The organism is Serratia sp. GW822-FHT06E05 (assembly GCF_058799445.1).
The window spans coordinates 1,132,689-1,148,161 of record NZ_JBXALM010000001.1; the positions used below are offsets into that span (position 1 = coordinate 1,132,689).

12 protein-coding genes are annotated in these 15,473 nt (G+C 57.4%); 8 read left to right on the plus strand and 4 right to left on the minus strand.

The window, feature by feature from the left end; translation table 11 throughout:
* Positions 1-255: 255 nt before the first annotated feature.
* A complete protein-coding gene (gene cspD, locus AC1RKC_RS05365) occupies positions 256-477 on the plus strand; it encodes a cold shock-like protein CspD (RefSeq protein ID WP_004942590.1) in 222 nt (73 codons plus the stop codon).
* Positions 478-556: 79 nt separating this feature from the next.
* Here cspD and macB read toward each other — a convergent pair whose 3' ends face one another.
* On the minus strand, positions 557-2,503 hold the full coding sequence (gene macB / locus AC1RKC_RS05370) for a macrolide ABC transporter ATP-binding protein/permease MacB (RefSeq protein WP_488764601.1): 1,947 nt from the start codon (positions 2,501-2,503) through the stop codon (positions 557-559).
* Entirely contained in the window at positions 2,503-3,618 is a 1,116-nt protein-coding gene (gene macA / locus AC1RKC_RS05375; protein ID WP_232807774.1) for a macrolide transporter subunit MacA, read from the minus strand. Before macA ends, macB begins: the two co-directional genes overlap by 1 nt.
* 192 nt (positions 3,619-3,810) lie before the next feature.
* Here macA and AC1RKC_RS05380 point away from each other — a divergent pair, with 192 nt between their 5' ends.
* The gene (locus AC1RKC_RS05380) at positions 3,811-4,779 is read left to right on the plus strand and encodes a VirK/YbjX family protein (RefSeq protein WP_046374011.1); all 969 of its coding nucleotides are present in this window, start codon (positions 3,811-3,813) and stop codon (positions 4,777-4,779) included.
* Here the strand turns inward: AC1RKC_RS05380 and AC1RKC_RS05385 are convergent.
* Complete coding sequence (locus AC1RKC_RS05385; RefSeq protein WP_046374012.1) at positions 4,776-6,440, minus strand: ATP-dependent endonuclease; 1,665 nt, start codon at positions 6,438-6,440, stop codon at positions 4,776-4,778. The two genes, AC1RKC_RS05380 and AC1RKC_RS05385, sit on opposite strands and share 4 nt — an antisense overlap.
* Before the next feature lie 191 nt (positions 6,441-6,631).
* Here AC1RKC_RS05385 and AC1RKC_RS05390 point away from each other — a divergent pair, with 191 nt between their 5' ends.
* The 5 genes from AC1RKC_RS05390 to ltaE all read left to right on the plus strand — a co-directional run bounded on the left by AC1RKC_RS05390 (position 6,632) and on the right by ltaE (position 13,499).
* Positions 6,632-7,528: a LysO family transporter gene (locus AC1RKC_RS05390; RefSeq protein ID WP_048761828.1), complete on the plus strand. Its 897-nt coding sequence runs from the start codon at positions 6,632-6,634 to the stop codon at positions 7,526-7,528.
* Positions 7,529-7,702: 174 nt separating this feature from the next.
* Positions 7,703-9,352 carry a hydroxylamine reductase gene (gene hcp, locus AC1RKC_RS05395; RefSeq protein WP_493091952.1) on the plus strand — a complete coding sequence of 550 codons (1,650 nt, stop codon included), beginning with the start codon at positions 7,703-7,705 and terminating at the stop codon, positions 9,350-9,352.
* 51 nt (positions 9,353-9,403) lie between these two features.
* A complete protein-coding gene (gene hcr / locus AC1RKC_RS05400; RefSeq protein WP_149573113.1) occupies positions 9,404-10,408 on the plus strand; it encodes an NADH oxidoreductase in 1,005 nt (334 codons plus the stop codon).
* A gap of 180 nt (positions 10,409-10,588) precedes the next feature.
* A complete protein-coding gene (poxB, locus tag AC1RKC_RS05405; protein ID WP_020826097.1) occupies positions 10,589-12,310 on the plus strand; it encodes a ubiquinone-dependent pyruvate dehydrogenase in 1,722 nt (573 codons plus the stop codon).
* Between the two features lie 172 nt (positions 12,311-12,482).
* Positions 12,483-13,499, plus strand: a complete 1,017-nt coding sequence (ltaE, locus tag AC1RKC_RS05410) for a low-specificity L-threonine aldolase (RefSeq protein ID WP_174574004.1) — start codon at positions 12,483-12,485, stop codon at positions 13,497-13,499.
* Between the two features lie 36 nt (positions 13,500-13,535).
* On the opposite strand, the gene AC1RKC_RS05415 is transcribed toward ltaE, so the two are convergent.
* Positions 13,536-13,883 (minus strand): DUF1294 domain-containing protein, encoded by a 348-nt coding sequence (locus AC1RKC_RS05415; RefSeq protein WP_048761815.1) that lies wholly within the window; start codon positions 13,881-13,883, stop codon positions 13,536-13,538.
* 145 nt (positions 13,884-14,028) lie between these two features.
* Here AC1RKC_RS05415 and AC1RKC_RS05420 point away from each other — a divergent pair, with 145 nt between their 5' ends.
* Positions 14,029-15,468: a DUF2867 domain-containing protein gene (locus AC1RKC_RS05420; protein WP_020826094.1), complete on the plus strand. Its 1,440-nt coding sequence runs from the start codon at positions 14,029-14,031 to the stop codon at positions 15,466-15,468.
* Positions 15,469-15,473 lie beyond the last annotated feature (5 nt).

The window sequence follows — 15,473 nt, forward strand, 5'->3', positions numbered from 1 at the left end:
ACTGGAACGTGCGCAAAAATCTCTGACGAATTGTTACCAAACAATGTCAAGATCGTTACCTGCTTCAAACTTTGATGAACTGCTCCCTGCCGACAAAAGCCGATCCCTTGACGTGATGATCATTTGCTCTAGAGTGTAAATTCGTGAGCTGGTGGTGTTTTAACCACTTTCAGGCTCATCTGCTACCTGCTTCTGGCGGGTGCGAATTCAGTTATTCATCTCACCTAAAAATAGCGTTGCGAGGGATGTAAAAGCATGGAGACGGGTACTGTTAAATGGTTCAACAACGCCAAAGGGTTTGGGTTTATCTGTCCTGAAGGCGGCGGCGAAGACATATTCGCCCATTATTCTACGATTAAGATGGATGGGTACCGGACACTCAAAGCCGGCCAGCAGGTCAGTTTTGATGTGCACCAAGGGCCAAAAGGGAACCATGCGAGTCTTATTGTACCACTGGAAAGCGAGGCCCTGGCCTAACGCGCTTCCACAGAGTCAGTTTGAAACACCCCGCTAAAAAATGCCAGCCGCCGTGTGACTGGCATTTTTTATTCGCTGATTATTCGCGTGCCAGCGCGTCAATCGGGTTAAGCCGCGCCGCGCTGCGGGCCGGAAGATAACCGAACACCACGCCGATAGCGGTGGAACAGACAAACGCACTCAACAAGGCCGCCGGAGGGAAGCTGATTTGCCAACCCGGCAACACCACCTGCACCAACAGGCCGATGGCAAAGGACAACGTAATCCCCAAAGCACCGCCGACCAGACACACCAGCACCGCTTCAATCAGAAACTGCTGTAGTACGTCGCCGGAGCGTGCCCCCACCGCCATGCGGATGCCGATCTCACGCGTGCGCTCCGTCACCGATACCAGCATGATGTTCATCACGCCGATACCGCCGACCACCAGTGAAATCACCGCCACCAGCGTCAAAAACAGCTGCAGCGTACGCGTGGTTTTCTCTGCGGTCTGCACCAGGCTGTCCATGTTATAGGTGAAGACGTCTTTCTTGCCGTGGAGCAGCGTCAGCAAGCGCGTCAGCTGTTGCTCCGCCTCCTGGCTGTTGTAACCATCACGAATGCGCACGGTAATCGAATCAAAATAGGCGTTCCCCATCAGCCGATTGGCCATGGTGCTGTAGGGCACCCAGACGTTCAGCGTCTTGCTGCTGCCGAACATAGATTGCTTTTCCTTCGCTACCCCCACTACCGTCGCCGGCATATTGCCCACCAGGATCACCCGGCCTACCACCTCTTTCTGATTCGGGAACAGGCGGCGCTGGGTATTGGCGTCGATCACCACCGTCTGCGACTGTGATTGCACCTGCAGTTGATCAATGCCGACGCCCTCAGTAAAGGTCATGCCGTACACGCGGAAAAACTGTTCGCTGACGCCGTTAACGTTGGCTGCAACATCAACGTTACCCAGCCGCAGCCGCATACTGCTGGCGATGCTGGGCGACAATGCGCTGACGTAAGGCTGCTCGCGCAACGCGGCAAGATCGCCGTACTTCAATGCCTGGCGGAAAGTCGGATCGTCGTCACCAAAGTCCTTGCCGGGATAGATATCTACCGTATTGGTGCCGATGGATTTGATATCTGCCAGCACCATCTGTTTTGCTGCGTCGCCGATCACCAGGATCGAAACCACCGAGGCGATGCCGATAATAATACCGAGCATGGTTAGCGCAGTGCGCATTTTACTTGCCGCCATTGCCCGCCAGGCCATCACCAAGGCTTCGCGGAAACGTCCGATAGTTTGCTGCCAGGACGGCGCCGGCGTAACCATCTCCAACGGTTTGGCGTTCGGATTGCTCTGCCCATCAGGGCGTGAATCGGCAATGATTTCGCCGTCGCGGATTTCAATGATCCGCTCAGCCTGCTGGGCCACGGCCGGATCGTGGGTCACGATAATCACCGTATGCCCCTGCTCGCGCAGCTGCTTGAGGATGGTCATCACCTCTTCGCCGGAATGGCTGTCGAGGGCACCTGTCGGTTCATCCGCCAGGATCACCTGACCGCCATTCATCAGCGCACGAGCGATACTGACCCGCTGCTGCTGACCGCCGGAAAGCTGGCTAGGTCGGTAACTGACGCGCTCGCTTAGCCCCAGGCGCTGTAACAGCGCCACCGCACGCTCACGTCGTGCCGCCTTGCCCAGCCCGGCATATACCGCAGGCACTTCGACGTTATGCGCCGCGCTCAAATGCGGCAACAAATGATACCGCTGGAAAATAAAGCCGAAATGTTCACGCCGCAGCCGAGCCAACGCGTCGCTATCGAGCGTCGCCACGTCCTGCCCGGCCACCCGATACACGCCGGCGCTGGGCTTATCCAGGCAGCCGAGAATATTCATCAGCGTCGATTTACCGGAGCCGGAGGCGCCCATAATGGCCACCATTTCGCCGGCCTCGATGCTCAGGCTCACGTTCTTCAGCACCGCCACCGTCTGATCGCCCGACTGATAGCTACGGCTGATGCCGCTCAGTTCCAACAATGCAGCCATCAGAGAGGTTCCGCGCCGCCGCGGCTGACGATCACTTCGTCGCCGATATTCAGTCCGCTGAGGATTTGCACGTCAATATTATTACGCAGGCCAATCGCCACTTCGCGCTTTTCCTCCTTGCCCTGCTTGAGGATCGAAACCTGATAGCGGTTATCCGCAATTTGATCGCCCAGGGCCGCCAAAGGGATAATTTGCGCCTGATTGACCCCCGCCAGTTGAATATGCACCTGCGCCGTCATTTGCAAACGCAGTAACCCCTCAGGGTTCGGCACTTCAAAGCGCGCGTAGTAGAAGATAGCGTTATTGACCTTTTCCGGCGTTGGTTGGATATCTTTCAGCACGCCATCAAAGCGTCGATTAGGATCGCCCAGTACGGTAAACCAGGCTTTTTGCCCCGGCTTCAGGCTGATGACATCCGCTTCCGACACCTGGGCTTTTACCAACATGGTGCTGAGATCTGCCAGCGTCAAAATATTCGGCGCCTGTTGCGCCGCGATCACCGTCTGGCCTTGAAGCGTGGTGATTTGCACCACGTCGCCATCCATCGGCGCTTCAATGCGGGTAAAAGCCAGATTGATTTTTGCCGTGTCCAGGCTGGCCTGGTTTTTGGCGATTTGCGCATGAATGGTGCCTACCTGCGCCTTCTTCACTGCCAGCTGTGTGGCGGCCTGATCCAGATCCTGACGCGAGACGGCCTGCAGTTTGGCCAAGGCCTGATTGCGCTGCAGCGTAACCGCCGCCAGCTGTTGTTCCGCTTGGGCCTGCTGTAACTGGGCATGCAGCTCGCGCAGCGTCGCCTCGCCCTCGCGGATGCTGTTTTTCGCCTGCTGCGGATCAATCACGCCGAGCAACTGGCCTTTCTTCACCCGGTCGCCAATTTCGACGTACAGGCTTTCCAACTGCCCGCTGACCTGCGCACCCACGTCCACCTTGCGAACCGCGTCGAGCTGACCGGTCGCCAGTACGTTTTGCTGCAGACTGCCCAGGGTGACCTTCACCGTTTTAAACTGGGTTGGCGTCGGGTGCCCAAAGTGCCAGACCGCCGGCACAGCGATTACCGCCGCTACGATCAGCGCGATTATCCAGCGTCGTTTGTGTCCTTTAAACCACGTCAAAATAGGTTCCTGCCTGTTGCAATTCATACTGCCAATAGCGGCAGCGGGGCTAAATTATCACGCACGGTGCGGAATAACTAAACCTTAGCTCAACACAATGTGGAGACACGCTTGGTTACAGTTGGGCATTGACCTCTCGTTTAGTGAAGCCTTGATGAAATAGCACCATTCCATACAGTCAAGGATTTCATCATGTCACAGCTCAGCTACCCACTCGTATCTGCACGTCCGCTTAACAGCTGGCAACTGATGACGGCGCTGATCAATGGCGAAAAGACGCCGAGTAAAGCCTGGAAAAAAACGTCATTCCGCTTGAAGTTTATCGGCCGTTCGTTATTTTGCTGGCGCACCACCAGCGGCCTGCTCAGCACGCTGGCGTCCAATCCCCTGCTGGATGAGATCCTGAACGCGCAACCCAATCTGCCGTGCAAACTGCATCGTCCGTATCTGGCAGCCAACATGAGTAAAATCGAGTGCTTATTTGCCCTGCGCGACCACTACGATCTCAGCACCCAACGCATGCCAATGAAAATGCTGCTCGGTCATCTGAAAAAGCCTTTTGTGCTCGCCAGCGCCGAAGGCAAGAGTGGCGCCGCGGTGTCACTCGAACTGGCGGCCATCGACAACCTGAACAAGGAAGGCGAAGCCACCCTGCTGCTGCGCAACGCCAACGGTATTATGTTAGCGGAAATCACCTTTTCGCTGATGCACTATCAGCAGAAACCGACGCTGTTTATCGGCGGGTTACAGGGAGCTAATCATCAGGTACCGCATGCTGAAATCCAGCAGGCCACCAAGGAGTGTCACGGATTGTTCCCGAAACGCCTGGCACTGGAAGGGATTTGCGCTCTGGCCCACCATTTGGGCATTCAGCAAATCGTGGCGGTCGGCAACGCCACCCATATCTACCAGAACTGGCGTTATCACAGTAAAAAGAAAGACAAGCTGCATGCCGATTACGATCAGTTTTGGGTATCCATGGGCGGCCAGATGCTTGAAAGCGGCTATTTTTTATTGCCGAAGAGCATCACCCGCAAACCGATCGAAGAAGTGGCCAGCAAGAAACGCGCTGAATACCGCCGTCGCTATCAACTGCTGGACGAGTTGGAACTGGGAATGGCAGAGCACTTTCGTGCCCAGTCCCGTTTTACTTCGGTCTAATCGGCGCGGCCACGCGCCAGCCAGGTCACACGCGAAAACATTTTCTTCAGCAGTGGCGGCACCGAGTCCGTGCCCCACTGGCCGGCTTGCATCGCTACTTCGATCGCCAAATCGGGTTTCGAGGAGTGATGCACCGCCTTGAGGATCACCTTACGCACCGGCATCTGCGTATTCTTCGGCACCGAGGCCACCCGGTAGTAGACCGCGCTAAAGCCTTCGCGGAACATAAAATGCTCCATATCCGGTGCCGGTAACGCGGTCAGTCGGTCACGCTCGTTATCGTCGTGGTTATCCAACATGCTGCGTACGGTATTGGCGTACTTTTTCCCCGCTTCATCACCGTCTACCAAAGCATGCCATTCAATGCCCATGCGACGGGCGAACTTCAGCAAAGGTTTTAATCCGCATTGGGCGAACTCGATCACGCGTACGCCCTCTGCCTCAAAGTGATATCCGCACTGGCGCGCCAGTTCGCTCAACAGCCAGACCTCGGTCTCGCCTTCCACCAGCAACCAGCAGCGGGCAAACAGCGAAGATGGCCGATTAAAACGAATATGAAAAGCAATGCGGCGCCCATCCTCCGGGCTCAGCCCACGCGGTCCCAGGCGGTAAGTGGCGACGCGCCCGGACTCACGCACCAACCGACAAACATGCTCTACCGGCACCAGCGACACCAGTTCACTGGAGTTGGTGGTGGTGATCCGTTGCAACGGCAACTGGTTAAGCAGCCCCCAGGCCACCGACAGCATAATCGGATGCAGACGGGTTTCCGGGTCCTCCACCAGCAGCAGCGGCCGGGCGTGCGGATCCAGCTTGATGCTGCCCTTGGCCTGCAGCAGCGTAGAAAACATTCCCAGCAAGATAAGCCGCATGCTACGGCTGTTAGGTTCTGCCACCATACGGTTGATGCTGTCCAGGGAGCGCCATGCCTGCTGATCCTGATCTTGATCCAACCGTTGCCGGCGCGGCCGGGAGACCTGCGAACCCTGCTCGGCAAAGTAATGCTCCAGCAGTTGCTGCATTGCTGCCAACCCCTGCCGCAGCTCGGCGTTAGTCAGCTTTTGCGGGTTGCGTACCAACTCTCGCGTCAACTGATCCAACTGCTGGGACAGGGCCTTATTGTCAGCCGGGTTTTCATCGTTCAACGTGCTGGGCCGCAGACGGCGGATGAAACGCGCATCGCGCAGGCGCAATACCGGATGGATGCGAATAATGGCATGTGCCAGTTGCTCAATATGATGCAACTGCATCGCGTTACCGTCGGCATCCAGGAAGCCGCGCCAGGTACAAACCGTGCCGTCATCGGCCAGTTCGCCTTCACAGCGGTAATAAATTCGGTTGAGGTTATCTTCGCCTTTGACCCACAGCGGCGAAAGGTGGCGGTAACGGGGGAGATGAGCATGGCCGATGTCTTTCTCACAGAAGGTAAAGACCACCTGTAAATGCCGTTCTTTGGCCTCTTCCTCACCAGGGGGGAAATGAAAGTCATGCCCTTCAAAACGGTACAGCTTTTGCTCCGGCGCCAGCAGCAGGGTCAAGGCGTCCAACAAGCTGGATTTACCCCAGGCGTTTTCACCCAGCAGCAGCGTGTTGTCGTCCAACATCAGCGACAGCCGGTTAATGCCGCGAAAACCTGCAATCTCGATACGCTCTAAGAACATCTGTCGCCTCCCGTGCGCGCTGCCACCGTCCTTAATGGGGTGACCTTCTCTGAGCATGGTCAAAAAACCCCTTGCAGGTCAAGAGGACGACGTCAAATCTGCCGCTTTACTCCGGTCGCCGTTTTGGTTAGCGTGTGGGGCCTCGCCGTCATCCTGGCGCCATCTGCCGAACAAAGGACATAAGCTTCACCATGTATTCAGGACTGCTGATTATTCTCTTACCGCTGATTGCCGGTTACCTGGTTCCATTACGCAGCAGAACGTTACTGCAAACCATTAACCGTCTGCTGAGCTGGATGGTTTACGTGATCCTGTTTTTCATGGGTATCAGCCTGGCGTTTTTGGAGGATCTGAGCAGTAATCTGGTGCTGATTTTCCAGTATGCCTCGGTGTTCTTCCTGTGCATTCTCGCTGCCAGCCTGCTGATGCTGGCGCTGCTGGAACATAAAATGCCGTGGCGAAACAGCCATAAACAAGAAAAGCTGCCCTCGCGCCTGCATATGGCGCTGGAATCGCTCAAACTCTGCGGTGTGGTACTCGGCGGCTTCCTGCTCGGCCTGACCCAGTGGCAATGGTTGCAGTTTGCCAATAAAGGCAGCGAATACGCGTTAATTTTCCTGCTGTTGCTGGTCGGCATCCAATTGCGCAACAGCGGCATGACCCTGCGCCAAATCGTGCTTAACCGACGCGGCATGATGGTGGCCGTGGTGGTGACGGTCAGTGCACTGGCTGGCGGGGCGCTGGCAGCGCAGCTGCTGGGGTTGCCGATCAAAGCCGGGCTGGCCATGGCCTCCGGTTTTGGCTGGTATTCGCTTTCCGGCATTCTGATCACCGATGCCTACGGTCCGGTATTGGGCAGCGCAGCCTTCTTTAACGATCTGGCACGCGAGCTGGTGGCAATTATGCTGATCCCAAGCCTGGTACGACGCAGCCGTTCCTCTGCGCTGGGCCTGTGCGGTGCCACCTCCATGGACTTTACCCTGCCGGTGTTGCAGCGCAGCGGCGGGTTGGAAATGGTGCCACCGGCGATTGTGCATGGCTTCCTGCTAAGCCTGCTGGCACCGGTACTGATCGCCCTGTTCTCCTGACCTCTTTTCCGGGGGCACCGCCCCCGGAAAGCGTAATAATTCCCATCCGCACAGCGAAATTGCGCTAAATCAAACTTCCCTTTGGTTACGCCATAAAAACCTTTTTAAGCCTCGGTTGCCGATCTATGCTCTTAAACAAGCATTTAAAATGCAACTTTAAAAAAGGAAGCGATTATGTTCTGTGTGCAATGTGAACAAACCATTCGTACCCCGGCCGGCAACGGCTGCTCTTATGCCCAGGGCATGTGTGGTAAAACGGCGGAAACTTCGGACCTGCAGGATCTGCTGGTAGCGGCATTACAAGGGCTGTCAGCCTGGGCGCTGCAGGCACGGGCTCTCGGGATCGTCGATCATGATATCGACAGTTTTGCCCCGCGCGCCTTCTTCTCCACCCTGACCAACGTCAACTTCGATTCTGACCGCATCATCGGTTATGCACGCGAAACTATCACCCTGCGCGAATCACTGGCGGCACGTTGCCGCCTGCTGGATGCCGGCGTACGCGTCGATCATCCACTAGCCACGTTGCAGTTGGCCGGTGACGATATGCCTACTCTGCTGCAACAGGCGGCTCAGTTCGCTCTGAATACCGATAAAGCCGAGGTCGGCGACGACGTGCACGGCCTGCGCATGCTCTGCCTGTACGGCCTGAAAGGCGCGGCGGCCTATATGGAGCACGCCCACGTATTGGGTCAATATGACGACCAGATTTACGCCGACTATCACGCCTTTATGGCCTGGCTCGGCACCCAGCCGCGTGATGTGGATACCCTGCTCAACAACGCGATGGGCATCGGCAAGATGAACTTCAACGTGATGGCCATTCTCGATCACGGCGAGACACAGGCCTATGGCGATCCGCTGCCAAGCGCGGTTAACGTCCGTCCGGTGGCGGGTAAAGCCATTTTGATCTCCGGTCACGATCTGAAAGATCTGCGCATGTTGCTCGAGCAAACCGAAGGGCAGGACGTGAATGTCTATACCCACGGCGAAATGTTGCCGGCACACGGCTACCCGGAGCTGAAAAAATTCAAACATCTGGTGGGGAACTACGGCAGCGGCTGGCAGAACCAGCAGACCGAGTTTGCCAAATTCCCCGGTCCTATCGTGATGACCTCCAACTGCATTATCGATCCTAACGTCGGCAACTACGGCGATCGCATCTGGACGCGCAGCATCGTCGGCTGGCCGGGCGTCAACCATCTGGAAGGGGATGACTTCACCCAGGTGATCGCCCAGGCACAAGCCATGAAGGGGTTCCCGTATACCGAAATCGAACATATGATCACCGTCGGCTTTGGCCGTCAGACGCTGCTCAACGCTGCAGATACGGTGATCGATTTGGTGGCGCAAAAGAAACTGCGTCACGTCTTCCTGGTGGGAGGCTGTGACGGCAGCCGCGATGAACGCAGCTATTTCACCGATTTTGCCCGCAGCGTCCCGCAAGACTGCCTGATCATGACGTTGGCCTGCGGCAAATACCGCTTCAACAAACTGGATTTCGGCACCCTGGAAGGCTTGCCGCGCCTGCTGGATGTCGGCCAGTGCAACGACGCCTATTCTGCCATCATGCTGGCGGTCAAACTCGCCGATACGCTCGGTTGTACCGTCAACGAACTGCCACTCAGCCTGGTCCTGTCTTGGTTTGAGCAGAAAGCGATCGTCATCCTGCTGACGCTGCTGTCGTTAGGGGTGAAAAATATTGTCACCGGCCCGACGGCACCGGGTTTCCTGACCGATAACCTGATGGCGATCCTCAACGACAAGTTCGGCATGCGTCCGATTACTACCGTTGAGCAGGACCTGCACGCCCTGCTTGGTTGATCCCGTTTTTTGGGGCCGCAGATGCTGGCCCCTTTGCTTTTGAGGTGCCCTATGACCCAACCCAGCCCACTTTGTCCTAACCGTATGCAGGTCCATTCGATCCGACAGGAAACCGCCGACGTCTGGACGTTAAACCTGATCTGCGACGTTTTTTACCCTTATCAAGCCGGCCAGTTTGCGCTGGTCAGCATTCGCAATAGCGAAGAGACGCTGCGCGCCTATACCTTGTCTTCTTCCCCCGGCCAAAGCCGTTTTCTCAGCATCAGCGTACGTTGCCTGCCGGACGGCATCGGCTCCCGTTGGCTGACGCGTGAGGTTAAACCCGGCAACACCCTGTGGCTGTCTGACGCCCAAGGCGAGTTCAGCTGTGAACAACACCCGGCCGACAGCTACCTGATGTTGGCTGCCGGCTGTGGCGTCACGCCAATCATCTCCATGTGTCGCTGGCTGGTGGCCAATCGTCCGGCCTGTGATGTCGCCGTAATCTTTAACGTACGCACCCCTACCGATACCATTTTCGCCGAGCAGTGGCGCGAGCTTTGTGCCGCTCATCCGCAACTGCGGCTGACGCTGATGGCCGAACAAGATATCAGGCCAGGGTATCTCAGCGGGCGGATCAGTGCCGAAGTGCTGCGCCAGGTCGCGCCGGATATCATCGAACGCAGGGTGATGACCTGCGGTCCTGCGCCTTATATGACCCAGGCGGAGCAACTGTGCCTGCAGCTTGGCGTACCGGCTTCCCGCTTCCACAAAGAACAGTTTCATACCCCGGCGGAAACCGATAGCGGCCAAGGTGCAACATTAATGCTACGCTCCGCCCGGCCGTTGGGTGAATACCGCGTCCCGGTAGGCAGCACGCTGCTGGCAGCGATGGAAGCCAACGCGTTGCCGGTCAACGCGGCCTGTCGCGCCGGGGTATGCGGCTCGTGCAAAACGCGCATCCTCGAAGGCGACTACACCACCACCAGCAGCATGACGCTCACCCCGGCTGAAATCGCCCAGGGCTATGTGCTGGCCTGCAGTTGCCAACTGCAGGGCGACGTTACCCTCGCCTGACGCTTGTCGCCCCATCGCCAATGATGGGGCATTTATCGGCAAGCAGGCTTGGCACTCCCCTTCTACACTTTCCCGGTTGCGCGCTTTTATTACGTTCATCTGCTCAATAATCAATAAGCCATACCCGAGGAATTCAGACGATTGAAAATCAAGGGTATTTCTATCATGTTTGGGGGAAGTATGAAGCAAACCGTAGCCACGCTGATCGCCAAAACTCTGGAACAGGCCGGTGTGAAACGCATTTGGGGCGTCACCGGCGATTCACTTAACGGCCTCAGCGACAGCCTGCACCGTATGGGCACCATCGAATGGCTGGGCACGCGCCACGAAGAAGTCGCTGCCTTTGCCGCCGGTGCGGAAGCCCAGCTTACCGGCCAACTGGCGGTCTGCGCCGGATCTTGTGGGCCAGGTAACCTGCATCTGATCAACGGTCTGTTCGACTGTCACCGCAACCACGTACCGGTACTGGCCATTGCCGCCCATATTCCCTCCAGCGAGATTGGCAGCGGTTATTTCCAGGAAACTCACCCACAAGAACTGTTCCGCGAATGCAGCCACTACTGCGAGCTGGTTTCCAACCCGGAACAGCTGCCGCGGGTGCTGGAGATTGCCATGCGCAAAGCGATCCTCAATCGCGGGGTCTCGGTGATTGTGCTGCCGGGGGACGTGGCGCTGCGCATGGCACCGGAAGACGCCAGCATGGTGTGGCACACTCCGGCATTGCCGCTGGTGCAGCCGCCCATGAGCGAGTTGAACAAGCTGGCCGCAACCCTTAACAAGGCAAAAAATATTACGCTGATGTGCGGCAGCGGCTGTGCCGGTTCTCATGATGAAGTGGTCAAGCTGGCCGAACTGTTGCAGGCACCGGTGGTGCATGCTTTGCGCGGTAAAGAGCATATCGAGTGGGATAACCCCTATAGCGTCGGCATGACCGGTCTGATCGGTTTCTCTTCCGGCTATCACGCCATGATGAACGCCGATACCCTGGTGCTGCTCGGCACCCAGTTCCCGTACCGCGCCTTCTATCCTACCAACGCCAATATCATTCAGATCGACATCAACCCAGGCAGTATCGGGGCGCACTGCCCGGTCAATATGGCGCTGGTGGGCGACATCAACACCACCCTGACCGCCCTGCTGCCGCAGTTGGAACCCAAGAGCGACAGTGCCTTTCTTGACAAGGCCCTGGAGCATTACCGCAACGCGCGCAAAGATCTGGACGGCCTGGCCACCGCCAATGACGATCAGCCTATTCACCCGCAGTATCTGGCGCAACAGCTCAGCCAGTACGCCAGCGACGACGCCATCTTCACCTGCGACGTCGGCACGCCGACGGTATGGGCGGCCCGCTATCTGAAAATGAACGGCAAGCGCCGCCTGCTCGGTTCGTTCAACCACGGTTCGATGGCCAACGCCATGCCGCAGGCGATTGGCGCACAGGCAACCGAACCGAACAAGCAGGTGATCGCCATGTGCGGCGACGGCGGTTTCACTATGCTGATGGGCGACTTCCTGTCGTTGGCCCAGCTAAAACTGCCGGTCAAGATTGTGATTTTCAACAACAGCGTTTTGGGCTTCGTGGCCATGGAAATGAAGGCCGGGGGCTACCTGACCGACGGCACTGACCTGCATAACCCTGACTTTGCGGCGATAGCCAATGCCGCCGGCATCAAGGGCATTCGCGTGGAGAAAGCGTCGGATCTGGACGGCGCACTGCAGGAAATGCTGGCGCACCCCGGCCCGGCATTGCTCGATGTCGTCACCGCCAAGCAGGAACTGGCGATGCCGCCTCAGATCAAATTCGAGCAGGCCAAGGGCTTTAGCCTGTATATGCTGCGGGCGATCATCAACGGCCGCGGCGATGAAGTGGTCGAACTGGCGAAAACCAACTGGTTGCGTTAATGCCCCATCCCGGGAACAACGATCGCTGTTCCCGGTGTTTTTTCTCTTTTGTCATCAGAAAATCTGGCTATGATGAAAACCGCATTCTCTTTCACATTAGCTATCCCCAATAGATTTTAAGTTGCAGCCAACAACGCTGCGGCTTGAAAGATCAAGGGGATAAGGAATTTTTATGCTTATTGATCTACGCAGCGACACAGTAACCCGCCCCAGCGCCGCTATGCGTGAAGCCATGGCCCAGGCCGAAGTCGGTGACGACGTTTATGGCGATGACCCCACGGTCAACGCACTGGAAGCGGAAGCGGTTCGCCTGTCCGGTAAAGAGGCGGCGCTGTTCTTGCCAAGCGGCACCCAGGCAAACCTGGTAGCGCTGCTGAGCCATTGCCAGCGCGGTGACGAATACATCGTCGGCCAGCAGGCGCATAACTATAAATACGAAGCCGGCGGTGCCGCGGTACTGGGTAGCATCCAACCACAGCCGATTGAAGCCAACCCGGACGGTACCCTGCCGCTGGACAAGGTCGCGGCGGCAATTAAACCCGATGATATTCACTTTGCCAGAACCCGTCTGCTGAGCCTGGAAAACACCATCAGCGGCCGCGTTTTACCGCTGGCGTACCTGCAACAGGCCTGGCAATTCAGCCGTGAACACAAGCTGGCACTGCATATCGACGGGGCGCGCATCTTCAACGCCGCAGTCGCGCTGAATGTGCCGCTGAAAGAGATCGTGCAGTATTGCGACACCTTCACCATTTGCCTGTCGAAAGGGCTGGGCGCACCGGTAGGCTCGTTGCTGTGCGGCAGCGAAGCCTTTATTCAGCAGGCGATACGCTGGCGCAAAATGACCGGCGGCGGCCTGCGTCAGGCCGGTATTCTGGCCGCCGCGGGACTCTATTCGCTGGAGCATAATGTCGAACGGTTGCGGGAAGATCACGATAACGCCAAGTGGCTGGAGCAGCAGTTGCAAAACATTGGCGTGGAGATCGCCGAGCCGGGCGCGCAAACCAACGTGCTGTACCTGCGTCAGTCCCCTGAATTGGCGGCAAAACTGGGCCCCTGGATGCGCGAGCGCGGCGTGCTGATCAGCAGCGGGCCGCTGACGCGTATTTTGACCCACCTCGACGTCAGCCGTCAGGATTTACAGCACGTGGTCGATTTGTGGCAACAATTCCTCAAGCAGCATGCCTGATGCATGCCTCAACGGGGCGCTAACACGCCCCGTGTTTTAGAGGATCCAACGGCCGTAAACCCAGTACCAGATCGCCAACGTTGCCACGACGTTCAACACCACGCTGAAGATAAACCAACTTTTGAACGGCTGTTTCTGGGTTTTGTGACGGAACAATTGCTGCGCAACGATCGCCCCAATCCAGCCACCCACCAGCCCGAACACCCATAGCGTGATTTCAGGCACCCGACGCCAACCCTTGCGCGCGGCCAGTTTATCGACACCGTACACCAATAACGTCAGCAGGTTAGCCAACAGCCACCACATCCAAATCGGATGCAGGAAAAATAAACTGGCGATCAGCGCCAGACCTAACAGGGCATAACAAACGGCATTGAGTTTCATATTTTTTCGGCTTAGCACAGACCAATGGTGCGTAGTGTGACGCTGCCTTAAGGTGGATGCAATGCCCGCATAACCACACAAAAAGTGCATTTAAACCCTGAGTTTGGCATGCTGTCATCGACTTCCACTGCATAAGGCAGCGCTAATGACACCTCAACGCGTATTGGTTCTTGGAGCCAGCGGCTATATTGGCCAGAACCTGATCCCCCACCTGATAGAACAGGGACACAGCATTACCGCCGCCGCGCGCCGCCTTGAATGGCTTCAGGAGCAGCATTGGCCGCAGGTCAACTGCCAGTATGTGGATGTCTACCAACCAGAAACCCTGACCGCCGCGCTGTGGGAAATCGACGCCGTGTATTATCTGATCCACGGTATGGGCGACGGTGATGACTTTATCGAAAAAGAACGCCAGGCGGCGGAAAACCTGCGCGATGCGCTACGCAACGCCAGCGTAAAACAGGTCATTTTTCTCGGTGCACTGCAGCCGGAAGGCGAGAGTTCACCGCACCTGGTGGCACGCAAGCTGACCGGGGAGATCTTGCGCCAGAGCGGCGTACCGGTCACCGAACTGCGCGCCAGCATCATTGTCGGCCCCGGTTCGGCGGCCTTCGAAATTATGCGCGATATGGTCTACAACCTGCCGGTGCTAACCCCGCCGCGCTGGGTGCGTTCCAAATCTTCGCCGGTCGCGTTGGAAAATCTGCTGGTGTATCTGGCCGATCTGCTGGCGCACCCGGCGGAAGAAAACCGCATTTTTGACGTCGCCGGCCCGGAGTACATCAGTTATCAAACAATGTTTGAACGCTTCATTGCCATCAGCGGAAAAAAACGTTGGCTGATCCCCATCCCCTTGCCCACCCGGTTTATCTCGGTATGGTTCATCAGCATGATCACCTCGGTGCCCACCTCGATCGCCAATGCGTTGATCCAGGGGTTGAACCACGATCTTCCCGCCGACGGTAAACCGCTACAGGCTCTGATTCCGCAGACGCTGCAAACCTTCGATCAGGCGGTGACGGCTACCCTGCGGCGCGAGGAAGAAGTGGTCGACTCCGCCGACTGGGGCTACGATCCGGAAGCGCGAGCCCGCTGGCGACCAGGCTATGGCTTCTACCCGAAACAGGCGGGCTGTTCGCTGGAAACCCAGGCATCCAGCCAGGCGCTGTGGCATACGGTGCAGCAACTGGGCGGGAAAGAGGGCTATTTTTACGCCAATATCCTGTGGAAAATCCGTGCCCGCATGGACGATATGATTGGCAATCGCGTGGTTTATGGCCGCCCCCAGCGTGAGACGTTGGCCATTGGCGACCTGGTCGATGGCTGGAAGGTCATCACCATTAAACCGCTGCGGCAGTTGGCGTTGCTGTTCGGCATGAAAGCGCCGGGGCTGGGCCGGCTGGTTTTCACCATCAAAGATCATGGCGACCACCGCACCCTGGATGTGCGTGCCTGGTGGCACCCTGCCGGTTTCAGCGGACTACTGTATTGGTTCGCCATGATGCCCGCTCACCTGTTCATTTTTCGCGGTATGGCGCGCCGTATCGCCAGGCTGGCCGAAGAGAACCCGCGCAATATGTCCTGACCATC